This is a genomic window from Pseudomonas sp. LjRoot277 (assembly GCF_964253845.1).
Lineage (GTDB): Bacteria > Pseudomonadota > Gammaproteobacteria > Pseudomonadales > Pseudomonadaceae > Aquipseudomonas.
The window spans coordinates 3,229,250-3,251,392 of record NZ_CAXURI020000001.1; the positions used below are offsets into that span (position 1 = coordinate 3,229,250).

16 protein-coding genes and 1 pseudogene are annotated in these 22,143 nt (G+C 58.8%); 8 read left to right on the plus strand and 9 right to left on the minus strand.

The features are described 5' to 3' along the window. Nucleotides 1-543 precede the first annotated feature (543 nt). Complete coding sequence (locus ACSQ87_RS15335; protein ID WP_223429921.1) at nt 544-906, plus strand: DUF6124 family protein; 363 nt, start codon at nt 544-546, stop codon at nt 904-906. A gap of 207 nt (nt 907-1,113) precedes the next feature. Here the strand turns inward: ACSQ87_RS15335 and ACSQ87_RS15340 are convergent. Then, nucleotides 1,114-2,424, minus strand: a pseudogene (locus ACSQ87_RS15340) (MFS transporter). 169 nt (nt 2,425-2,593) lie between these two features. Here ACSQ87_RS15340 and ACSQ87_RS15345 point away from each other — a divergent pair. The 4 genes from ACSQ87_RS15345 (at nt 2,594) to ACSQ87_RS15360 (ending at nt 8,374) form a co-directional block, all read left to right on the plus strand. Then, the gene (locus tag ACSQ87_RS15345) at nt 2,594-3,724 is read left to right on the plus strand and encodes a sugar diacid recognition domain-containing protein (RefSeq protein WP_436273788.1); all 1,131 of its coding nucleotides are present in this window, start codon (nt 2,594-2,596) and stop codon (nt 3,722-3,724) included. A gap of 269 nt (nt 3,725-3,993) precedes the next feature. Further along, complete coding sequence (locus ACSQ87_RS15350; protein ID WP_223429919.1) at nt 3,994-5,136, plus strand: glycerate kinase; 1,143 nt, start codon at nt 3,994-3,996, stop codon at nt 5,134-5,136. Between the two features lie 383 nt (nt 5,137-5,519). After that, a complete protein-coding gene (locus ACSQ87_RS15355) occupies nt 5,520-7,145 on the plus strand; it encodes a methyl-accepting chemotaxis protein (protein ID WP_223429918.1) in 1,626 nt (541 codons plus the stop codon). A gap of 41 nt (nt 7,146-7,186) precedes the next feature. After that, on the plus strand, nt 7,187-8,374 hold the full coding sequence (locus tag ACSQ87_RS15360) for a pyridoxal phosphate-dependent aminotransferase (protein WP_223429917.1): 1,188 nt from the start codon (nt 7,187-7,189) through the stop codon (nt 8,372-8,374). Nucleotides 8,375-8,490: 116 nt separating this feature from the next. Here ACSQ87_RS15360 and ACSQ87_RS15365 read toward each other — a convergent pair whose 3' ends face one another. The 5 genes from ACSQ87_RS15365 to ACSQ87_RS15385 all read right to left on the minus strand — a co-directional run bounded on the left by ACSQ87_RS15365 (nt 8,491) and on the right by ACSQ87_RS15385 (nt 13,732). Then, nucleotides 8,491-9,468: an NAD(P)-dependent oxidoreductase gene (locus ACSQ87_RS15365; protein ID WP_223429916.1), complete on the minus strand. Its 978-nt coding sequence runs from the start codon at nt 9,466-9,468 to the stop codon at nt 8,491-8,493. Between the two features lie 21 nt (nt 9,469-9,489). Beyond that, nucleotides 9,490-10,788 (minus strand): MFS transporter, encoded by a 1,299-nt coding sequence (locus tag ACSQ87_RS15370; RefSeq protein WP_150655872.1) that lies wholly within the window; start codon nt 10,786-10,788, stop codon nt 9,490-9,492. Between the two features lie 103 nt (nt 10,789-10,891). After that, the gene (locus ACSQ87_RS15375; RefSeq protein WP_223429915.1) at nt 10,892-11,878 is read right to left on the minus strand and encodes a sugar kinase; all 987 of its coding nucleotides are present in this window, start codon (nt 11,876-11,878) and stop codon (nt 10,892-10,894) included. After that, nucleotides 11,871-12,653, minus strand: a complete 783-nt coding sequence (locus ACSQ87_RS15380; protein ID WP_223429914.1) for a sugar phosphate isomerase/epimerase family protein — start codon at nt 12,651-12,653, stop codon at nt 11,871-11,873. The genes ACSQ87_RS15375 and ACSQ87_RS15380 overlap by 8 nt, the downstream gene beginning before the upstream one ends. Nucleotides 12,654-12,709: 56 nt before the next feature. Further along, a complete protein-coding gene (locus ACSQ87_RS15385) occupies nt 12,710-13,732 on the minus strand; it encodes a LacI family DNA-binding transcriptional regulator (RefSeq protein WP_317851606.1) in 1,023 nt (340 codons plus the stop codon). Nucleotides 13,733-13,992: 260 nt separating this feature from the next. On the opposite strand from ACSQ87_RS15385, the gene ACSQ87_RS15390 reads away from it, so the two are divergent. The 3 genes from ACSQ87_RS15390 (at nt 13,993) to ACSQ87_RS15400 (ending at nt 19,741) form a co-directional block, all read left to right on the plus strand. Beyond that, a complete protein-coding gene (locus ACSQ87_RS15390) occupies nt 13,993-14,814 on the plus strand; it encodes a hypothetical protein (protein ID WP_436273789.1) in 822 nt (273 codons plus the stop codon). Nucleotides 14,815-15,000: 186 nt separating this feature from the next. Further along, nucleotides 15,001-16,959, plus strand: coding sequence for a hypothetical protein (locus ACSQ87_RS15395; RefSeq protein ID WP_436273790.1), 1,959 nt, complete (start codon nt 15,001-15,003; stop codon nt 16,957-16,959). 235 nt (nt 16,960-17,194) lie between these two features. Then, nucleotides 17,195-19,741, plus strand: coding sequence for an autotransporter outer membrane beta-barrel domain-containing protein (locus tag ACSQ87_RS15400; protein ID WP_223429911.1), 2,547 nt, complete (start codon nt 17,195-17,197; stop codon nt 19,739-19,741). Nucleotides 19,742-19,827: 86 nt separating this feature from the next. Here ACSQ87_RS15400 and ACSQ87_RS15405 read toward each other — a convergent pair whose 3' ends face one another. The 3 genes from ACSQ87_RS15405 to ACSQ87_RS15415 all read right to left on the minus strand — a co-directional run bounded on the left by ACSQ87_RS15405 (nt 19,828) and on the right by ACSQ87_RS15415 (nt 22,045). After that, entirely contained in the window at nt 19,828-20,436 is a 609-nt protein-coding gene (locus tag ACSQ87_RS15405) for a LysE family translocator (protein WP_223429910.1), read from the minus strand. 51 nt (nt 20,437-20,487) lie between these two features. Further along, nucleotides 20,488-21,327 carry an AraC family transcriptional regulator gene (locus ACSQ87_RS15410; protein WP_223429909.1) on the minus strand — a complete coding sequence of 280 codons (840 nt, stop codon included), beginning with the start codon at nt 21,325-21,327 and terminating at the stop codon, nt 20,488-20,490. Between the two features lie 76 nt (nt 21,328-21,403). Further along, a complete protein-coding gene (locus ACSQ87_RS15415) occupies nt 21,404-22,045 on the minus strand; it encodes a DUF1345 domain-containing protein (RefSeq protein ID WP_046047206.1) in 642 nt (213 codons plus the stop codon). Nucleotides 22,046-22,143 lie beyond the last annotated feature (98 nt).

Here is a 22,143-nt window from a genome sequence, read left to right on the forward strand (position 1 = left end):
GGGCATCCATTAGCTGGTCTCGAGTCAAGGCTAAATGTCCGCTTACCCTGCAGTTCTGAACTGCAGGGTGTTTCCCTCGCCATGGAAATTAAGGGGACAGATCTATTTATCCGGTTTTGGCGCGGCGTCGGCAGTGACCACGAAAAGAGGGACATACATATTTATCCGTCTCTCCTGTCGATTGAAAAGTGAGCAATGACTGAGTTGTTTAATCGACATCTCCAGATACTGATTCGGGCTACACATCCTTGCGCCACTGCCTACGACTACGCCAGAATCCGCCGGCTTGTGCGCCTTGGGCCTGGGCTCTATCGTTTCACCCGTCGCTGAACAACAGCGATGGGGTTTGGTAGCCCGGTTATACAAGGTGCAATGTATCGCCATTTGGGGCGTTTTTGTCTCGGCTTTATGGTGGTCATGCACAGGGCGCCTTCGGGCGCGCCGGTTCCCTTGTACCCGGTCTACCAACCTGCGTATGGCCACCACCCATTCGTTTGGTAGCGAGAGTGATGGCTCCTTTTTTTAGTACAAGGAGATTCATCCATGTTCAAAGTAACGCCCAATCCACCGGACACCGATCCGGCATCCCCGTGCGAATCACTCGATTCAAAAAAACTCCACGAAGCCGCCGACCGCGCCCTCGATCACTACCTCAAGCTGGTTGCCCATATCAAAGCCACCCCGCGCACACCCGGCACCATGTTCATCGTCAACCCGGAGCTCGATACCGAAACCCTGCTGGGCCATGCTTGCGAGTCGTTGGCATCAGCCAATGTCATGACCATGGATCTGGCGGATCATATGGAGGGGTCGAGTCGCAATTCCCTGTTGGGTATTGCGCAGATCATCATGCTGGGCGAACTGGCGGTGAATCGGGCGCTGGATAACATCGACCCGCAAGGGTAGCGACGATCTGTGGTGGGGGCTTGCCTGTGGCGAGGGAGCTTGCTCCCGCTGGGCTGCGCAGCGGCCCCAAACTCCGGTACACCGCGTTCACCGGTTTTACGACTGCTTCGCAGTCGAGCGGGAGCAAGCTCCCTCGCCACAAAAACATCTGTGCATGCGAGAAATGAGAAACGGCCCGAAAGGGCCGTTTTTTGTTGTCGTCAAACCTTACACCCGCAACGTCCGCGTCATGCGCAGTGCCAACAAACTCCCGCAAACAATCACGCCCGCCAGCAGGTAAAGCGCGGCATCGGTCGATCCGGTGCTGTCCTTGACCCAGCCCACCAGATACGGACTCAGGAACCCGGCCATCTGCCCCATGGAGTTGATCAACGCCAAACCACCCGCCGCAGCGCCCGCGCTGAGCAGCGCCGTCGGCACCGGCCAGAACATCGGCAGGCCGGTGAGGGCGCCCATAGTGGCGATGGTCAGGCCGAGGATGGCGATGGCCGGCGTTGTCGCAAAGTTCACAGCGATCAGCAAACCGACCGCGCCCATCAGCATTGGCACCACCAAATGCCAGCGGCGTTCTTTGCGCAGGTCCGCCGAGCGGCCGACCATCAACATGAACAGCGCCGCCAGCAGGTACGGAATCGCACTCAACCAGCCGATCACCAGGTTATCGCTGAAGCCCAGGTTTTTGATGATCGACGGCAGCCAGAAGTTGATCGCGTAGACGCCGCTCTGGATGCAGAAATAGATCAGGCCGAAGGCCCAGATCGCCGGGTTCTTGAACACGGCCAGCAGCGAGTCGGTGGTGGTTTTCGGTTTGTTGGCCAGATCGATAGCGTGGTCGGCTTCCAGCACCGAGCGCTCGAACGGCGTGAGCCATTTGGCGTTGGCGTAACTGTCGCTCAACAGGAAGTAGGCGAGGGCGCCGAGGATCACGGTCGGAATGCCTTGCAGCAGGAACATCCACTGCCAGCCGGCCAAACCGCCCTGGCCTGCGGCGAAGTGATTGAGGATCCAACCGGAAAACGGGCTGCCGAGCAGGCCGGATACCGGGATCGCCGACATGAACAGCGCCATGATGCGGCCACGGCGGAAGGTCGGGAACCACTGCGAAAGGTAGAGCACCACGCCCGGGAAGAACCCGGCTTCGGCCGCGCCGGTGAACAGGCGCAGGGTTTAGAACTCGGTCGGGGTGGTGACGAACAGCAGGCAGGTCGAGAGCGAGCCCCAGACGATCATCATCAGCGCGATCCAGCGGCGCGGGCCGAATTTGGTCAGGGCCAGGTTGCTGGGTACGCCGCACAGCACGTAGCCGACAAAGAAGATCCCGGCCCCGAGGCCGTAGACGGTTTCGCTGAATTTCAGCGCGTCGAGCATCTGCAGCTTGGCAAATCCAACGTTCACCCGGTCGAGGTAGTTGAACAGGTAGCAGATGAAGATGAAGGGAATCAAACGCAGGGTAATGCGTTTGTAGACGGCGTTTTTTTCGTCAACGATGGCCTGGGTAGCGGCGGCGCTCTGTGACATGGCGGGCTCTCTCTTTATTATGATTTTTTGCGATGCAAGGGTAACGTTGACCGCCCGGTGAGTCTCGGCCACCGCTTGGGTCATTGTCTTTGTGCCTGAGCACAGGGTTTGCCACCAAGGCCTGTGCGGGTGAACAATCCGCTCCATCACGCTTTCAAGGATCCCCGCTATGTTCGAACTCGATCACGACCTGGCCCAGGACATCGTCGACCGGGCGATGGCCATCCTGCCGTATAACGTCAACGTCATGGACAGCCAGGGCCTGATTCTCGGCAGCGGCGAGCCGGAGCGGGTCAACACCCGGCATGAAGGCGCGCAACTGGTGCTGGCCAACGGGCGAGTGGTGGAGATCGACGCCCAAACGGCGATTCATTTGAAAGGCGTACAGCCGGGCATCAACTTGCCGCTGTTACTCGATCAACGCTTGATTGGCGTGCTGGGCATCACCGGTGAACCCGAGCAATTGCGCACCTATGCCGAACTGGTGCGGATGACCGCCGAGATGCTGGTCGGCCAGCGCAATCAGCAGGCCGAACAGCAATGGCGGCGCCAGCGTTGCGACGATCTGCTGGCATTGCTGCTCAGCGAGGCCGGGGATTCGCCGCGGTTGATCGATGAAGCGCAACAGCTGGGGCTCAAGCCGCAGATGACGCGGGTGCCGTACCTGTTCGAGTTAGGGATGGAACACGGTCCGGGGCAAACCGTCGAGGCGCTCAGCGCCTGGCTGACCTCGCGCTACCCAGACAGTTGGTGCGTGAGTTCGGCCAAGTCCTCGTTGCTCTGGTGCCGACCGGCGGCGCAGGCGATCGAGAATGACCGGCTGCTGGAAAAACTCGACGGCCTCGGCTGGAACATTCTGCGCATCGCCGTAGGCGGGCAGGCGGATGGGCTGTCGGGATTGCGCCGCTGCTACCGCCGCGTCGGCGACTTGCTGGCTTATGGGCGAGAAGTGTTGCCGCACTCCCGTTTGCTGACGCTCAACCGTTACCGGTTGCCGGTGATGCTCTGGCGACACCGCAACGACGACGCGCTGGACGAGCTGCTCAAACCGTTGCGCAAAGTCATTGCCAAGGATGGCAACGGACAACTGCTGGCGACTTTGCGCTGTTGGTGCGATCACGATGGGCAGAGCCAGGCCTGTGCCGATGCGCTGGGTATTCATCGCAACAGTTTGCGCTATCGAATGGAGCGGATTGCCGAGCTCAGTGGTGTTGATCCGCTAAGACTGGACGGGATGCTCGCGCTTTACCTCGGCGTGCAGCTCCTCCCCCAGATTGACGCGCCGAACACCACCCTGTAGCAGCTGCCGAGCAGCGCGAGGCTGCGTTCGGCGGCGCAGCCGTCGTGAAATCATGCGCCGCGGAGCATCAGGCAGACCGTACTTGCAGAATTTACGACGGCTTCGCCGCCGAACGCAGCCTCGCGCTGCTCGACAGCTGCTACAACGAACGGTGTGGAGGGAGGTTTTGTGGAAATGAACAATAATCGTCATGGCCGCTTGTGCAGCGGACCGGCGTTATTGTTCTTGCCTGCTGGCAGCATGGAACGCATTGGAACTGGAGAATTCGCATGAAAATCGTCATCGCCCCCGATTCGTTCAAGGACAGCCTGAGTGCCCAGGGTGTGGCTGATGCCATTGCTCTGGGGTTGGCGCAGGTTTGGCCCGATGCGCAACTGGTCAAATGCCCGATGGCTGACGGCGGGGAGGGGACCGTCGAGTCGATTCTGGCGGCGTGCGAGGGCGAACTGCGTCGCACCCCGGTTCGTGGGCCGCTCGGCGCGACGGTTGAGGCCGCTTGGGGCTGGTTGCCTCAGAGCCACACCGCGATCATCGAAATGGCCGAGGCCAGTGGCTTGCAACTGGTTCCGCCGGGCAAGCGTGATGCGTGCTTCAGCAGCACGTTCGGCACCGGCGAATTGATCCGCGCGGCGCTCGATGCCGGGGCGCAACGGGTCATTCTGGCGATTGGCGGCAGCGCCACCAACGACGGCGGGGCGGGTGCGATGCAAGCCTTGGGCGTCAAACTGCTGGACGCACACGGCCGAACACTGGCCCCGGGTGGTCTGGCGCTTGGACAGCTGGCCCGCATTGATCTGAGTGAATTCGATCCGCGTCTGGCCGAGGTGAGATTCGACATCGCCGCCGACGTCGACAATCCACTGTGCGGCCCTCACGGTGCCTCAGCGATTTTCGGCCCGCAAAAAGGTGCATCACCCGAGCAAGTCCAGCAACTGGATCGCGCGCTCGGGCACTTTGCCGAGCGGTGCGCGCAAGTCCTGAACAAAGACGTACGTGACGAACCGGGCAGCGGTGCGGCAGGCGGCCTGGGGTTTGCTGCCAAGGCGTTTCTGGGGGCGCAGTTCAAGGCTGGCGTTGAAGTGGTCGCCGAACTGGTTGGCCTCGATGATGCAGTCAAGGGCGCGGACCTGGTGATCACCGGAGAAGGTCGTTTCGATGCTCAGACCCTGCGTGGCAAGACGCCGTTTGGTGTGGCGCGTATTGCACGGCAGCACGGCGTGCCGGTGATCGTCCTCGCCGGGACGCTGGGTGAGGGTTATCAAGCACTGTACGAACATGGCATCGATGCCGCGTTTGCCTTGGCCAGTGGACCGATGACGCTGGAGCAGGCGTGTGCCGAGGCACCGCGGTTGTTGCGGGAGCGGGCGAGTGATGTTGCGCGGGTTTGGCGGGTGGCTTTGTTTAAGGCTTGAATGTTGCGTTGGATTTTAGATCCACCCCTCACCCCAACCCTCTCCCCAGCGGGGAGAGGGGGAAAGGGGGCAGATCTTCAAGCTTTTCAAAGCTTGAGTTCGACTCGCAATTGCAGGTCGCAGTATTTAGAACAAACACCTCCGCCAGTCCCCTCTCCCTACGGGCGGTCCGACGTTTCGGGAGGGTTAGGGTGAGGGGCGGTTCCAAACTTGAAATATATTTCTCAACGCCCCGCAAAAATCCTCATCCCCAGCCGATACAGATAACAGGCCCACACAAACCTATTCCAACAGTGGCGCCAAACTGAAAGCGCGTGCGCCGCCGCCCGCCCTTCAGCGATCACGCAAGGATGCTCGTAGCTCCATCACCCGAGAATCATCCTATGTCACTGCGTAATCTGAATATCGCGCCTCGAGCTTTCCTGGGTTTTGCTTTCATTGCCTTGCTCGTCATCGTGCTGGGTGTGTTTGCCGTGAACCGCATGACGAGCATCCACCAAGCCTCCCTCGACATGGAAACCACGCAGCTGCCCAGCGTCGGGTTTCTCGGCAATCTGACGGAAAACGTCCTGCGTCTGCGCATTCTTTCTTTCCGGGTGTTGGTCAACCGTGATCCGAACGCGTTGCAGGAAGCCCAGACGCGTATCGGCGTGCTGGTCGACAAGGTTCGCAGCGCACAATCCAGCTATGCAGCGTTGTCGGCCACCCCGGAAGAGGCCGCGCTGTACAAGACGTTCACGGCAACCCTGGACAGTTACCTGCAAGCCCAAACCCAGATGCTGGAGCTGTCGCGGCAGAACAAGCTCGATGAGATGCGCACGCTGATCAACACCCGGATCAAGGACGGTACGGACCAGATGGGCGAGCAGCTGAACAAACTGGTGGCGATGAATAATGCCGATGCGAAAACCGCGTCGGCCGCAGCGGGCGAGCAGTACCGCAGCGCGATTACCGGCATCATCGTGGTGGCGGTGATTGCGTCGCTGATGACCGTGCTGCTGGCCTGGCTGCTGACCCGCAGCATCGTCACGCCGCTGAACCGTGCGTTGCTGGCGGCGCAAACTATTGCGGGCGGCAACCTGACCAACGTCATCGAGGTCGATGGCAAAGACGAACCGGCCCGCTTGCTCGGTGCCTTGTCCGCGATGCAGGCCAGCCTGCGCAAAACCATCGAACAGATCGCCGGTTCCGCCACCCAACTGGGTGCCGCCGCTGAAGAACTCAGCACGGTCACCCAAGAAGCGTCGCGCGGTCTGCAACAGCAGACCAACGAAATCGAACAGGCCGCCACCGCGGTCAACGAAATGACTGCTGCCGTGGAAGAAGTGGCGCGCAACGCGGTGTCGACGTCCGAAGCCTCGAACCAGTCGACCCAGGCGGCCCGCGAAGGTCGCGACCGTGTGGTGGAAACTGTCGGCGCGATCCAGACCATGACCCACGATGTGCAAAACACCTCGGTGATGATCGAAGGCCTGGCCGCTCAGGGGCGCGACATCGGCAAGGTGCTGGACGTGATCCGCGCCATCGCCGAGCAAACCAACCTGCTGGCGCTGAACGCCGCGATCGAAGCCGCCCGTGCCGGTGAAGCCGGGCGCGGTTTTGCGGTGGTGGCGGACGAGGTTCGGGCGTTGGCCCATCGCACGGCGCAATCGACCCAGGAAATCGAAAAAATGGTCGCCGGCATCCAGAACGGCACCGGCCAAGCGGTCGCGTCGATGCAGCAAAGCAATCAACGCACTCAAAGCACTCTGGAAATGGCCCGTGCTGCCGGCGTTGCGCTGGAGCAGATCACTCAGTCGATCCAATTGATCAACGAGCGCAACCTGGTGATCGCCAGCGCGTCCGAAGAACAGGCCCAGGTGTCCCGCGAGGTCGACCGTAACCTGGTGAACATTCGCGATCTGGCCACGCAGTCTGCCGCCGGTGCCAACCAGACCAGCGCCGCGACTCACGAACTGTCGCGCCTGGCTGTGGATTTAAATGCCATGGTGGCGCGTTTCGTGATTTGAGATAGGGTTGTGGCTTGGAACCCGCGCGACTGGAGAATTACATGCGCTATTCAGCCTTGACCAAACGAATCGCCGGTGACGGCGCTGCGGCCTGGCAGATTCATGACCGAGCACTGGAATTACTTGAGCAGGGCGTTGATGTGCTGCTGCTATCGATCGGCGATCCCGACTTCGATACGCCGCAGCCCATCGTTCAGGCGTGCATCGATAGCTTGTTGGCCGGTGATACCCACTACCCGTCGGTACGTGGCAGTCGGGGTTTGCGCGACAGCATTGCCAACCGTCATCGACGTCGCAGTGGTCAAGCGGTGGATGCCGATCATGTGATCGTGCTGCCGGGTGCGCAATGTGCGGTGTATTCGGTCGCGCAATGCCTGCTCGATCCGGGCGATGAAGTGATCGTCGCTGAGCCGATGTACGTGACCTATGAAGGCGTGTTCGGTGCCTGTGCAGCCAAAGTGGTGCCGGTGGCGGTGCGCCCCGAGAACGGCTTTCGGGTCGATCCGGCGGATGTCGCGGCGCTGATCACACCCAAGACCCGCGCCATTTTGCTCAACAGTCCGAACAATCCTTCCGGCGCCAGTTTGCCGCTGATGGTCTGGCAGGAGCTGGCATCGCTGTGTGTTCGTCACGACCTGTGGCTGATCAGCGACGAGGTCTACAGCGATCTGTTGTATGAAGGCGAGCACATCAGCCCGGCCAGTCTGCCGGGCATGGCCGAGCGCACCGCGACCATCAATAGCCTGTCCAAATCCCACGCCATGAGCGGTTGGCGAGTGGGCTGGGTGATCGGGCCGAAACCTTTGGCAGAACACTTGGTGCACCTGTCGTTGTGCATGCTGTTTGGCATTCCGGATTTCATTCAGAACGCCGCGCAATTGGCGCTGGATGAGGATCTGCCGGAAGTGGCGCTGATGCGCGAGGAGTATCGCCAGCGTCGCGACCTGGTGTGCGCGAGCCTGAGTGATTGCCCGGGCATCCGGCCGATCCGGCCTGATGGCGGGATGTTCGTGATGATCGATGTGCGCCAGACCGGGCTTGGTGCCCAGGGTTTTGCCGAGCGGCTGCTGGAGGGTTATGGCGTGTCGGTGCTGGCGGGTGAAGCGTTCGGCCCGAGTGCGGCGGGGCATATTCGATTGGGGTTGGTGGTGGATCAGCTGAAACTGGCGGATGCGTGCCGGCGGATTGCGTTGTGCGCGGCGGACCTTCTGGAAGCTCGTCGGGCCTGAAGGATTTGTGCTGGCTTTAATGGCCCCTTCGCGAGCAAGCCCGCTCCCACATTCGACCGCGATCAAATGTGGGAGCGGGCTTGCTCGCGAAGACTGACTGACAGGCTCCAAATTTCTTAAGCCTGCCACGCCCCGGCATTCACCAAATTTTTCGGCCGCTCACCCGCCAGCGCCGCCAGCAGATTGTCCACCGCACACGTGGCCATCGCCTCCCGCGTTTCATGCGTCGCCGAGCCAATGTGCGGCGTCGCCACCACGTTGTTCAGTTGCAATAGCGGCGAGTCAGGGTTCAGTGGTTCACGTTCGAACACATCCAGCCCCGCAGCGCGAATCTGCCCGTCACGCAAGGCCTGGATCAGCGCCGCCTCGTCCACCACCTTGCCCCGTGAAATGTTGATGAAGATGGTTTCGGGGCGCATCAGGGCGAATTGCTCTGCGCCGATCAGCCCCTCGGTTTCAGCGGTCAGCGGCAAGGTCAGGCAAACGAAATCCGCCTGCTGCAACAGCGCCGACAGGCTGCGGTACTGCGCGTTGAATCGTTGTTCCACCGCCGGTTTCGGTGAGTGGCTGTGATAGATAACCGGCATGCCAAAACCGAAATGCCCACGCTGGGCCAGGGCCTCACCGATCCGCCCCATGCCAATGATGCCCAGGGTTTTACCGTGCACATCGGTACCGAATTGCGCGGGACCGACATTGCGCTTCCACTGACCGGCGCGAACCATGTTCGCCAGTTCCACCACGCGCCGGGCGGTCGCCAGAATCAGCGCGAAACCGGTGTCGGCGGTGGTTTCGGTGAGCACGTCCGGGGTGTTACTGAGCAGGATCCGTCGTTCGGTCAGGTAGTCGATGTCGTAGTTATCGACCCCCACGGAGACGCTGGCGATAGCTTCCAGGTCCGGCGCCAGATCCAATAATCCGGCATCCAGTTTCAGACTCGCACCGAGCAATCCGTGGGCGCGGGGCAGGGCCTCGCGCAGCGTGGCCAGCCCGTCGGCATTGAGGTTGTCGATCAGCGTCACCTCGGTCTGCTCGTGCAGGCGAGCCATCAGCAGCGGCGAGAGTTTCTTGTACAGCACAACCTGCTTTTTCATCGTCATCATCTCAACTTCAATTCAGGAATGAGCAGCCGTCGACCGTTGCACAACGGCCTTGGCCACGACCCGGTCGCTGGCGCCGGGCTTGAGGAAAATCGTCAGCACCACCGAGAGCATCAACGCGCCGCTCATCAACAGATAGGAAGCACCCGGCGAGCCGGTGGAGCTGTTCAAGTAGCCCACCAGATACGAACCGCCAAACGAACCGAGCGCACCCATGCTGTTGATCAGCGCCATGGCGCCCCCGGCCACGTTGGCCGGAAGGATTTCCGGAATGATCGCGAAGAACGGACCGTAAGGCGCGTACATGCAGGCGCCAGCGATCACCAGCAGGGTGTAGGACCACCAGAAGTGTTCAGCGCCCAAGGCGTAGGAGCCATAGAAAGCAATCGAGGCGATCAGCAGCGGCGGCCAGACGAAGCGTTTGCGCTTCTGCAGTTTGTCCGAGCCCCAGGACACCAGCAGCATGCCAATCACTGCGGCCAGATACGGCAGCGCCGAGAGCCAGCCGGCTTCGATCATGTCCATCTGTGCGCCAGCCTTGAGGATCGACGGCAGCCACAACACGAAGCCATAGACGCCGATGCTCCAGCAGAAAAACTGCAAGGCCAGGATGATCACCTTCGGCGAACGGAAGGCTTCGGCGTAGTTTTTCACCGCTTTGATACCCACCTGTTCGGCGGCCAGAGCGCTTTGCAGATCGTGCTTTTCCTGGTCGCTCAGCCACTTGGCCTGGGCGGGACGGTCATCGGCCAGACGCCACCAGATAAACGCCCAGAGCACCGCCGGCAAACCTTCGATGATGAACATCCAGCGCCAGCTGTAATGCTGCACCAGATACCCTGAGACCACCGACATCCAGAGCATGGTCACCGGGTTGCCGAGGATCAGGAAGGTGTTGGCGCGCGAGCGTTCGGCACGGGTGAACCAGTGGCACAGATAGATCAGCATCGCCGGCATCACCGCCGCTTCGACCACCCCGAGCATGAAGCGAATCACGATCAGCCAGTAGGCGTTGGAGACGATCCCGGTCAGCGTGGCCAAACCACCCCAGAGAATCAGGCTGACGAAAATCAGCTTCTTGACGCTGTGCTTCTGGGCGTAGATCGCGCCCGGCACCTGGAAGAAAAAGTAGCCGAGGAAGAACAGCGCGCCAAGCATCGACGACAGGCCCGGCGTGATCATCAAGTCGGCGGCCATCCCGGAGGCGGCGGCGAACCCATAGTTGGCGCGGTCCAGGTACGCCAGGCTGTAGGTGATGAACACGATCGGCATGATGTACCACCAGCGGCGGGCGGCGAGTGTTGCGGTTTTCATAGTGGTGCTCCTGAGCTTGTTGTTTTTGTCGCAGCAGGTAACGGGTTAAATCTTCAGTGACTGTGCGGGCCTCTTCGCGAGCAAGCCCGCTCCCACAGGGGAATCACGTTGTAATGCGATCCAATGTGGGAGCGGGCTTGCTCGCGAAGGCGGCCTCAAATTCGGCGATCATTTCGGATCGATTGGGCAACCCCTCCATATCCCCCCGGCTCTGCACCGCGCGGCTGCCAATCCAGTTGGCACGCTTCACGGCGTCGGCAAAGCTGTGGTTTTCAAGCAGTGCGCTGATCATGCCAACGGCAAAACCATCGCCGGCACCGACGGTGTCGACCACCGTTTCCACCGGCACGCCCGCCACGAAACCCTGATCCAGATGGGTGCGGTAATACGCACCGTGCGGGCCCAGTTTGATCGCCACGGCTTCGGCGCCTTGATCGAGGTAGAACGCCGCGATGTCGGCCGGGTCTTCGAAACCGGTCAGCAAGCGGCCTTCGCTCAAACCCGGCAGCACCCAATGGGCGAGGGCGGCGAGGCGGTTGATCTCGGTAATCATCTGTTGTTCGCTGGCCCAAAGGCTCGGACGCAGGTTCGGGTCGAAGGACACGCTGCGCCCGGCATTGCACATGCGGGTCATCAACTCGAAAGACATTTCCCGAGCCGTTTCGGACAGCGCCGGCGGAATGCCGGTGGCGTGCAAGTGCCGGGCGTTCAGTAATTCAGGCGCGATCGACTGCCGTGACAGATGACTCGCCGCCGACCCACGGCGGAAGTACTCGACCACCGGATCGCTGCCATCGTCGGTGCGTGACTTGAGTTGAAAACCAGTCGGGTGCGCGGTGTCGATGGCAACGTTGCTGCAATCCAGGCCTTCTTTTTCCAGAGTGTCGATGACGAACCGGCCCAGAGAATCAGCGCCCACCCGGCTCAACCAGGCCACGTTAAAACCCAATCGCGACAAGCCAATGGCGACATTGCTGTCAGCCCCGGCAATGCGTTTGTGGAAGTGGCCAACGTCAGCCAGATCACCGTTCTGCTCGGCGACGAACATCGCCATGGTTTCGCCGAACGACAGAATATCGATCTCAGACATGAGCACTCTCCAACCGGGTTTGACCGAGGCGGGCGAGGGTGGCGACATGCTCGGTAGTCAACTGCACAAGGTCGTCGCCTTGCAGCGGATATTCCGCCGCTCGCATCACGCCTTGGGCCATGTGCCGCAGCAGTTGTTCCCACAGATGCAGGTCACTGGCGGCCGGCGGTATGGCGACCAGTTTGCCGTCGGCCCGGCGCGTCACGGCTTTGCAGTGCACATAGCCGACGTGGCGACCGAGCAACCGTGCGGCGCTGGCGGCGGACTGGTCTTGCCAATGCCAGTTGCCGATATCGAAGGTCATTTTGACCGGCAGGTTGTGTTGCTCGACTTCAGTGAAAAACCGCTGGAAAGGTTCGATGCGGCCGCCGTGCAGGGTTTGATCGTTTTCCACCAGCAACTGCACAGCACTTTTGCCCAGCACGCGGGACAAGGTCTGGAGGTCGCTGTTGTCGGTGAAATAACCCAGGGACACTTTCAGCCATCTGGCACCGAATGCCTGGGCTCGCTGCAGTGCGCTGATCAGTTCGGGATTGGGTTTGGACTGGCCGGCCAGCCACAATTCCATCGGCGAGGAATACACGCTTTCGAGGCCTTGGGCCTGCGTGGCGTCGGCCAGTTGCGTGGGATCTTCGACGGTCAGTAGTTCTTCGCGCCATTCGATGCGCGTCGCGCCGGCGGCGGCCAACACGTCGATAAACGATCCCTGGCCGCGATGGCGAACAAGGTCGGCGCCGTAGCTCGACAGGCTGATGGAAACGGGTGGTTTATTCATTGTTGTATACCTCTGAAACCGGTTTCATTTTTGTTCAAAAAAATAGGGCTGCTGACTTATGTGCCGATTTTCGTCGACCCACGCACAATCAACTTTGCCGAAAAATCCAGGGTCCGCACCGGCCCGTCATCACCGCGCAAACGCTTGAGCAAACACTCGAACGCGCTGGCGCCAATTTCGGCCGTCGGTTGGGCGAGGGCGGTGATGCCGCTGCCCACCAGCGGGTACCAATCCAGATCATCAAGGGCGATCAGGCCGATGTCCTCGAACAGATTGCACTTCAGTTCTCGCAACGAATGGGTGCTGGCCAGCGCGGCGATACCGTTGGCGCAGAACAGCGCTTTCGGGCCGGGGCCGGGCGTTTCAAGGAAGGTTTTCAGCTGCGCGGTGAGTTCACTGCCGGTTTCGATCAGGGAGCCGCGCAGGGTCGGGCGTTGTTCGATCTGCGCCTTGAAGCTGCTGACCCGCTCAATCCGCGAACTGGTGCCGTCATAGGGTTCAGTGACCAGCAGCACGTCGCGATAGCCGCGCTCCTGCAAATGGGTGAGGGCCATTTCAACGGCGGCAGGATTGTCCAGCCCGACCAGATCACTCTCGAGCTGCTCGACCTTGCGATCCACCAGCACCAGCGGCATTTCCCGATGCAGTTCACGTAATTCGTCGCGGTGATGACCGAGGGTGTTCACGATCAAGCCTTCGATGTTGTAGGAGCGCAGCAGGGCCAGGTGCTGGCGTTCCTGCTCGTCATCGCGGTCGGTGTTGCACACCACCAGGCTGTAGCCGTGCTGACGGCAGGCGGTTTCCACCCCGTGCATCACGGCAATCGAATAAGGGTTACGGATATCGGCCACCAGCATGCCGATCAGGCGGGTTCGACCGCGTTTCAGGCCGCGAGCCATCTGGTTCGGGCGATAGCCGAGTTCGGCGATTGCCTGCTCGATGCGCAAGGCAGTGGCATCGGAGAGCAGGGAGCGGTCATCGCCGATAAAGCGCGAGACGCTGGCCTTGGAGACCTTGGCGTGTTCGGCGACGTCGAGCATGGTCACGCGGCTGCGCTGGGCGGCGGAGAAATCGTTCACGGTGGTGGGCCTTATTATTGGTGTTGTCGGGAATCTGGCTGTGAAGTCCTGAAACCGGTTTCATAACGTATCAGAATGATTTCGACCGTCAAGCGCAGTCTCGAGCGACTATGGGTCTATATCCGACGGACGGTAGAAAAACCTGTCACATTTGACAGTAGGCGGCGTATGAGTCTGCGTATTTAATTGATTGCAAGCTCAGTCAACGCGAATCCGAATGTACTGAGTGCACCTAATCACAGACCTAGGGGAAACACGCGATGCCGACGTCAGAGGGACTATCCCTGATTAACAATGGCGTACTTGCTGTGCCGCTGACCGTCGATGGCGTCGACAGGAACGATCCGGAAGGCCGGATTCCTTATCTTCTCCTGCTCAACGGCACCATCGCTCGGGTGCCACGTTGGGAAAATTTTTCTACCGTGAGTTCGCGCAGCGATCGACTGATTGTCACTTGGGAGCAGGACGGACTTAAAACCGTCATCTTCGATCGAAGTTATCCAGGCCCGATTACACAGTTGGAGTTCGAGATACCGCTTACTCCGCAGCGCCTGGGTACCGATGGGGTGGCTTTGCTTTATTACGTGGTATTGGACGCGGACGCGAACCCCGATCCGGCTTTGGCTCCGATAAAACTGACGATTGATCACAGTCAGATACCGGTGCCCAGTCTGAAACCCGTCGAGTTCCCCCATGCAACGCTCTGGGGCTACCTCAATTGTCAAACTCGGCCAGCGCTTAATCAGGGCGTGACAGTCAACGTTCCGCCACAAACTGTGGGTATAGCAGGCGATATTTGTAAATTGCAATGGCAGGGCTACCGGAGTTTGAACGGAGTAGGGGTTGTTGCCGAAGCCTATTTAGAAATTCCGCATATTTTAAGTGAAGACAATCTACTAAAGGGCTTCAATATAGTTGTGCCTTTTCGGCCGTGTGTAAAACCATTGATTGATAATGACTCGGCGTTGGTGGTTATCAGATTTTACCGGGGGGGCAGGCTTATTGCGCAATCTGCACCCGAGTTGGTCAAGATCGATCGAACAATCTCGGGGGAGCGGTTGCCCTGTTATTCAAATGACTGAGGTGGATGATTCGTAAGTTTCGCCTCCGTATAAGTAGGTGTTGTAGAGCAGTAGTTGAATTGTTTAAACGTTAAGAGGTGTGTGCTCACGGGCAAGTTGCAGCGTGTGGCGATGGTGTCTGTGAGTTTGATGTACGGCAATGGCTATTAAGTGTCTAAATCGTTTTCTCTTATTGGAGTTGATAAAATGACCGCTAAAGAAAATATTGATGATGGTGCACCGGTTGGTGGGGTGTTATCTAACCCTCCGGTTGTCGAAAACAAGATCGACGATGACCGGGTGTTGCGCTCCGCGCTCCTGTTGCCCAATCTGGAAGTCAAACTCGATGGCTTGTCCAATTCGGCGGCGGGTGGCAGCGCTACATTATTTTTGAATCACCCGGATGGGCGTCGGGAATCCATCCAGACAAAACCGCTGGATGGAATCAATCAACCTCTCTCATTCGAACTGCCCACGTCAAGAATCCCGGAATTGGCGACTCCCGCAAACCCAACGGCATACACCATTGATTTTGAAGTATTCGATGGCGATGGTAACGACGACCATTCCACTGTGCCCACCCGACTGCTCAATGACTCGACTCCGCCCTGGCAGACCAAGTCACCGTTCGCGCGAGTTCGTCCGCCTGTCGTGAGTTTCGTCAACGCACCCGCCAGCGGCATACTCGATCGCGCATGGTTCACTGCCAATCCCGGTGGGTTGCAATGCGTCGCCGATGTATCTTATGCGTTCCGTGATCTTTTGGACACTTTCAGCTTTTATCTGTCCCCTCGCAGCGTCGCCACTTCCACGTTGACACCTGTGTATGCAGGAACGGTCTCGGCCTCTGGTGAGTTCACGGTGCCCCTGGCTATGCTCACGCCATTGGGTAACACAACCTTGTTCTCGATCAATGCCGTAACAGATCGCGTGGGCAACCGAAGCATTGATTCCTTGCCGGTCAGGAATCTGGAAATCCGACTTCCACCAGCGCCTGCATTGTTCGCACCAACCCTGCCAGTCACGGGTGTTGACGGCAACCTTCCGATCACGCTGGCCAATTACAATCCGTTTGGTACCCGGGTGTTTGTGGAAATTGTCCGGCCCACCAATGGTGCTGTGGGGGATATTCTCACCGTTTCTTTGGGGACCAACCAGTTAGGCACAGTGTCGATTGTGGACACCACTACCACACCTCTGCGCATAGAACTGACGTACGACATCTGCGATGCGGTGTTTGATACTGCAACGGAAGAAATCCTGGCGGTGCTCAGCTATACGCTGACACGTGGGACGGACACACCAATCCCGAGTCCCCAAACCAATGTGTTTCTCAACCTCATCTATCCGGGTCCGGCTCTGATTCCCGAGCCGGATCTGGAAAGCGTGAATTTACCTCCGGTCGAAGTGCGCGGTATTACCAACGCACTGAATCACATCGTTCCGGCAGACTTCAACCAGCGCATTATTTTCAAGTTCGTTAAATGGGGCCTGGATCTCGGCGATGATCTGATCAGTCAAGCCATCGTCAGTTTCTGGTACAACGGTAAGCTCATCGGTGATCAAACAATCGATCCGGGTGAGGACTTCTGCGAATTCGAGGCGGACTTCCAAACCATCGCGGCCGAAGGTCTGGGGAAAAAAGACGCATATTGCACGCTGGAGTATCCGGGTAATCCGAACATTGTGAAGCAAAAAGACCCCACGGAAGTTACGTTTGAATCCGTGCAGGTGAACCTCAGAGAGCATGTAGCGAGAACCTACAATACGGACAGAGCAGTCAGCTGCGCGTCATTAGACATGGTAGCGGGTGCCCGCATATGGAAGGTGACTGCGCCTGCTCAAACAATATTTACAAGCGGGCTGAACGTTATCCTCACTGCGCAAGGGTATGAAGATATAGGAAAAACTACGCCAATCGGAGCGCCCTTTACTCAAACCGTACCGGTGGCAACTAACGGCGCAGCGGTGGACTTTGCAGTTACATTTGCTTTTCTCCGAGGTCTTCAAGGGCCGATCGTGCCGTTCCCGGGGGCTCCTGATTTCAACTATATGGAGGTGTGGTACGCGATAACAATTTCCGGAGCGTCGTTCGAATCGCCAAAGGTTCTTCATCGTGTCAACGTACGTAATACCAGTAGTTTGTTCTGCGATGGAACGGCTTAGGTTTTAAAGTAATCGTGGTGGTTCCGGTCAGCATGCAGAATGTATCTCATGTTGGCCGGCCGATATTGGCGATTTTGATTACGGAATCCGTAGGAGTATTCCGACAACATACGGGATTATTCCTACATCTCCTGAGACCTTTCATCTGTAGTCTTCCGGCGCTCTGTTCGTACTCTAACTTCCTAAGAGCGACATAGATTTTTCGCCGCGCTAATCAAATCAAAGGATCCCTCTCATGACAACAGTGTTCTTGTTGCCAACACCTGCGCTCGCTGGCTGGCGAGTCACTTCCCTTGCATTGGTGATGTTGATAGGGCCATCCGCTCAGGCTGCCATTATTCCGCCCGGTGGCACTCAAACCATTACCAACGCAGATCCAATAGAAAACTGGGTGCTTAATCCAGGTTCCACATTGAACGCCATCGGCGCAGACACACTGAATATCTCAGCAAACAATGCCACCCTGAATGTAACCGGGGGCAGCACCGGGCAGATCAGTGCTCAGATAAATTCCGCGTTGAATCTGACAGGGGTTGCCGTGGACAACTCGACAGGCGCCGGTGCCGCCGTACTGATCAGTAACAGCACTGCTGACATCGCTGACAGTCAGGTGACCAGCAACGATATCGGTCTGCAGATTAGTCGTTCCAACTCCACTCAGACAGGCTCCCGGGCCAGTCTGACCGGGGGCACGACCGTGGTTGCATTAAACGGTGGTGCGTTTGTCACCGGCTACAGTCAGTTGAATCTGACCAATTCCTCCGTACAAGCCACAGACGCCGCCAGCTATGGCGTTCGTTTGACCAATGCTGAGTTGAACGCAACAGGCAGTACTGTCATCGGTGGACTCAATGGCCTGCAGATTGGCAGGGAGTTGGCGCTTGCCAGAGCCTCCGCAGTGACACTCAACCAGACTCGCGTCGAAGGTCAGTCCGGGGCCGCGATTATTGTCGGTTTTCAAGGTCGGCCGGACATCACGGCAACTATCAACGTACTCAATGGTTCGCAATTGATAGGCGGCAATGGCACCGTTCTGGAGGTCAATGATGGAGCGCATGTCGACCTCACAGTTGATCGAAGTGCACTGACCGGTAATGTAGTAGTTGCCGCTGGCAGCAGTACTCAGGCCCTGTTTCAAAATGGTGCTTCGCTGAACGGTAATCTGCAAAACGTTACGCGGGTCAATCTCGACTCCCGCAGCGTATTGAACGGCAATGTGCTGGCAGTTGCAGGCACTGGTGCCACGGTCGTCCTGAACAACGGCTCTGCGATCAACGGCAATGTCGAAAATGTCGCCAGCCTGTCGCTGAACAATGCGAGCAGCATGACCGGGAACGTCAACACGGATACCAATGGCAGCGTACTGCTGGACAACGGTTCGATACTGACCGGCCAGGTCAACAATTCCGGCAACCTCAATATCAACAACGCAGCGCAGTGGGTGATGACCGGCGACAGTAACGTGCAACGTCTTGCCCTGAATGACGGCGTGGTTCGCATGGGTACCAACGAGCAGTTCCAGCAACTGAACGTGGGTGATCTTTCCGGTAAGGGTACGTTTGTGATGGGCAGCGATCTGGGCAACGGTGACACCGATTTCCTGAACGTCACCGGCAACGCGAGCGGGCAACATCAACTGCAGATCAGCGCTACCGGTACGACACCTGTCACGGCTGACGCGGTGAAGGTCGGTAATATCGCCGCTGGCGACGCGAGCTTCTCGCTGGGCGGTCGTGAAACCGTGGACGCCGGTGCGTTTGTGTACCGATTGGCCAAGGAAGGTCAGGGTTTGTACCTGACTCCAGACAAGGAAACGGTCAGTACCTCAAGTAATGCTGCGTTGGCCCTGGCCGGGAGTGCGCGCAGTGTGCTGAATGCTGAAGGGGCCATGCTCAGCGACCAATTGGGGGACCGGAGCCTGAGTGTCCGACCGGAAGCATCGGTACGCTCGATGAACGACAGCTCGGTGAAAAATCTCAGCAACGGTGTCTGGGTTCGCACTTATGGCAACCAGTACAACGTTGATAACGCTTATGGCGATGGTTACACCCAGAACCAGACCGGTATCACCGGTGGTGCCGATACGGTCGTCGATCTCGGGGGGCGCGCCTGGGTGCTGGGCGGATTCGTCGGAACAAGCCATACCAAAATGGACCTCAAATACGGCTCCAGCGCCACCGTCGACAGCCTGAATGCCGGTGTTTACGGCAGCACGTTCGATGTTGAAAGCGGTGTGTTCGTCAATGTCATGGCCAAGATCAATCAGTTCGATAACAAGGCCAAGGTCACCATGAGTGATGACACTCGGGCCAAGGGTGATTACAAGGCCTTGGGCGCCAGTGGATCGGTGGCCGTAGGCAAGCATATCCGTCTCAAGGATGATTATTTTGTCGAGCCACAAGTTCAGGTCTCGACGGGGGTCATCCAAAGCGAGAGCTACAGGCTCGACAATGGTCTCGAAGTCAAAGCCGATACCATGCGTTCCCTTCAAGGCAAGGTGGGTGTCCGTGGTGGGCGTGTCATCACCCTCGACAACGGCAGCCTTCTAGAGCCGAGCCTGTCCACAGCGGTCAATCATGAGTTTGTGAAAACCAACGAGGTCAAGATCAACGACGAGAGCTTCGATGATGATCGCGCCAGCAGCTCAATCGAATATGGCGCCGGCTTGAAGTGGACACCGGCGCAACGCAACTGGCAGGTTTCCGGCCAGGTGGGTGGCAGCAAAGGTACAACGGTCAGTCAGGATTGGAGCGGTAGCTTGCGGCTGAGTTACTTCTTCTGATAGAGGGAGTGTCCTGCGGTCATTCAACACAAAAATGCCCCGAATGTTTCGGGGCATTTTTGTACCTGTCGTACTGACACCGTGCATCAAGTCAACGTGAGCCAGGCAGAACCCAGTAGCAGCAGTGCCATTGCTTGATTAAAACGCTGGATGGCTTTTGCCGAGCCAAACCATCTGGTTGCTCCCTTTCCCAGCAATGCCCAAACACCCAGACACGGCAGCGAGACCAGGAAAAATGCCAGCGACAGGCAGACAATTTGAAACTGTCGATTATCGCCAGATCCGGCAAATACACCGACCACGGCAAATGCCATCATCCAGGTCTTGGGATTGACCAATTGCAAGCCAGCGGCCGCCCATAATCCAAACCGTTGCTTGTGTCTTTCATCAACATCGAAGGTCGTGACCGGGGTATGGAAAATTTGCCAGGCCAAATAGCTAAGCCAGACGATTCCGCTCCATTGCATCAGCGATTGCACCCTTGGTAGTCCGGCAAGCGACTGACCAACACCGCTGCCTACTAACAACACAATCAATGCCGCACTCGCGCAGGCTCCGAATATGATCGGCATTGCGGCTTTGAAACCGTACCTCGCGCTGTTGCTCAGCACCAAAATGTTTGTCGGCCCCGGCGTAATGGAGGCGACGAAAGCGAACAGCAAAAATGGCAGCAGCGTGGGAAAGGTGGACAACATGGCAGCGGACTCCGTGAATGATTTCAGGAGCCGATCCTCACAAAGTCCGGGTCATGCGTCTGGAAGATTTGAGCAGCGCTTGCGATACAACGCCGGAGTCAAGCCATATGCCCGGACAAACCAGCGGCCCAGGTGACTCTGATCGGCAAACCCCAGTTCCATCGCCACCGTCGCCGGTTGCTCGCCACGAGCCAGCATTCGCCGGGCGGTGGCCAGGCGCAATTGCACGAGGTAGGCGTGGGGTGCCATGCCATAAGCGGCCTTGAAGGCGCGGGTCAGACGGAAGCGATCAACTCCGGTGACGACGGCCAGTTGGTCGAGGCCGATATCGTATTGAGCGTTGGCGTGCAGGTATTCCCGCGCCTTCTGCGCCACCAGCGGCAGGCGCGGATCCTCGCCATAGCGGGCGCGCCAGTGCAGGTGACTGGTCAGGCGTTCGAGCAAACCGTCGAGGGCGGTCTGGCGGACGATCTTCAGTTCGCCGTGATGCAGGGTTTGAAACGCCAAGCTGGTGGCGTGGGCCAGTCGCGAGTCGCTGGTCAGGGTGTTGGCGAAACTCAATTGACTGTTGTCGGGGGCATTTTCGAAGACTGCACTGAGTTCACGTTTCAGCCATTGCGGGTCGAGGTACAGCATGCGGTAGGTGAAACCGTCCTCGGTTGGCGCGTCGCCGTCGTGGATGTCACCCGGTTCGAGCAGAAACACCTTGCCCGGCGTGCTTTGGTGCTTTGCTCGCCGACAGTGAAACTGTTGAACCCCTTGTTCGGTGACGCCCACCAGATAGCTGTCATGCCAGTGCGGGTCGTAGGCATGTCCTTCGAAATGCGCGCGCAGGGTCTCAATGCCGGTGTCGGCGTCCTGGGCCAGGTCGATCCAGTTGTGAGTCGTCATGCTGCACCTGTGAGACGGATAGCCGACTTATTTAACGCCCGCGCCGAGGGTGATGACTAGAACGTTTGTGCAGGGATCAGTTGAACAGTCCCGCCGCGATGTTGATCGAGAACCCGAGAATGGCCGTGTTGAACAGAAAGCCGATCAGCGACTGCGCCAGGACAATCTTGCGCAAATCCCGAGTCGCCACGCCAACATCGGACGTCTGGACCGCCGCACTGATGGTGAACGAGAAATACAGGAAGTCCCAGTAGTTTGGTGTTGTCAGACCTTCAGCAAAACGCAGTGCCGGGTCTTTGCCGCCCCAGGTGTAGAACAGACGGGCGTAGTGCACGCTGAAAATCACCCCGATCAGCAGCCATGAACCGATCACGGTCAATGCAGTAAAGCCGTAGTGCAACAGCTTGCGGGTCGTTTCCAGGTCCCTGCTGCCAGCCAGTTCAAAGGCGATGGTCGCCAGGCTCGCTATCGCAGCGATGCATACAACAAACAGCACCAACCCGGCATTTTCGTCTTCGACCTCTGCGATGCGTTTCACATCCGGCGCTTTGGCGCGCGCGGTGAGCCAGAGCATCAGGACCAGGTAAGTCCAGACCCCGGCGTTCCAGCCGAAGAGGATTTTGCTGATGATCGAGTCGGCCGGCGCCAGAATGCCCACCGCGACGCCGAGGGTGGCAGCGGCGGACAGGCGAGGGTGGGTGCGGGCGAGGAAGGGCATGTGAACTCGATGCGTCAGGGCTTTGCAAACACCTTAGCCCAGCGCATCCAGTTGTGACCACCAACGATCAGGCAAACGCTGACCCTGTGGGAGCGAGC

Excerpts from the sequence above, each read along its gene's own strand:
- ACSQ87_RS15335 (WP_223429921.1), top strand. The coding sequence starts at position 544 with ATGTTCAAAGTAACGCCCAATCCACCGGACACCGATCCGGCATCCCCG.
- ACSQ87_RS15345 (WP_436273788.1), top strand. The coding sequence starts at position 2,594 with ATGTTCGAACTCGATCACGACCTGGCCCAGGACATCGTCGACCGGGCG.
- ACSQ87_RS15350 (WP_223429919.1), top strand. The coding sequence starts at position 3,994 with ATGAAAATCGTCATCGCCCCCGATTCGTTCAAGGACAGCCTGAGTGCC.
- ACSQ87_RS15355 (WP_223429918.1), top strand. The coding sequence starts at position 5,520 with ATGTCACTGCGTAATCTGAATATCGCGCCTCGAGCTTTCCTGGGTTTT.
- ACSQ87_RS15360 (WP_223429917.1), top strand. The coding sequence starts at position 7,187 with ATGCGCTATTCAGCCTTGACCAAACGAATCGCCGGTGACGGCGCTGCG.
- ACSQ87_RS15365 (WP_223429916.1), bottom strand. The coding sequence starts at position 9,468 with ATGAAAAAGCAGGTTGTGCTGTACAAGAAACTCTCGCCGCTGCTGATG.
- ACSQ87_RS15370 (WP_150655872.1), bottom strand. The coding sequence starts at position 10,788 with ATGAAAACCGCAACACTCGCCGCCCGCCGCTGGTGGTACATCATGCCG.
- ACSQ87_RS15375 (WP_223429915.1), bottom strand. The coding sequence starts at position 11,878 with ATGTCTGAGATCGATATTCTGTCGTTCGGCGAAACCATGGCGATGTTC.
- ACSQ87_RS15380 (WP_223429914.1), bottom strand. The coding sequence starts at position 12,653 with ATGAATAAACCACCCGTTTCCATCAGCCTGTCGAGCTACGGCGCCGAC.
- ACSQ87_RS15390 (WP_436273789.1), top strand. The coding sequence starts at position 13,993 with ATGCCGACGTCAGAGGGACTATCCCTGATTAACAATGGCGTACTTGCT.
- ACSQ87_RS15395 (WP_436273790.1), top strand. The coding sequence starts at position 15,001 with ATGACCGCTAAAGAAAATATTGATGATGGTGCACCGGTTGGTGGGGTG.
- ACSQ87_RS15400 (WP_223429911.1), top strand. The coding sequence starts at position 17,195 with ATGACAACAGTGTTCTTGTTGCCAACACCTGCGCTCGCTGGCTGGCGA.
- ACSQ87_RS15405 (WP_223429910.1), bottom strand. The coding sequence starts at position 20,436 with ATGTTGTCCACCTTTCCCACGCTGCTGCCATTTTTGCTGTTCGCTTTC.
- ACSQ87_RS15410 (WP_223429909.1), bottom strand. The coding sequence starts at position 21,327 with ATGACGACTCACAACTGGATCGACCTGGCCCAGGACGCCGACACCGGC.
- ACSQ87_RS15415 (WP_046047206.1), bottom strand. The coding sequence starts at position 22,045 with ATGCCCTTCCTCGCCCGCACCCACCCTCGCCTGTCCGCCGCTGCCACC.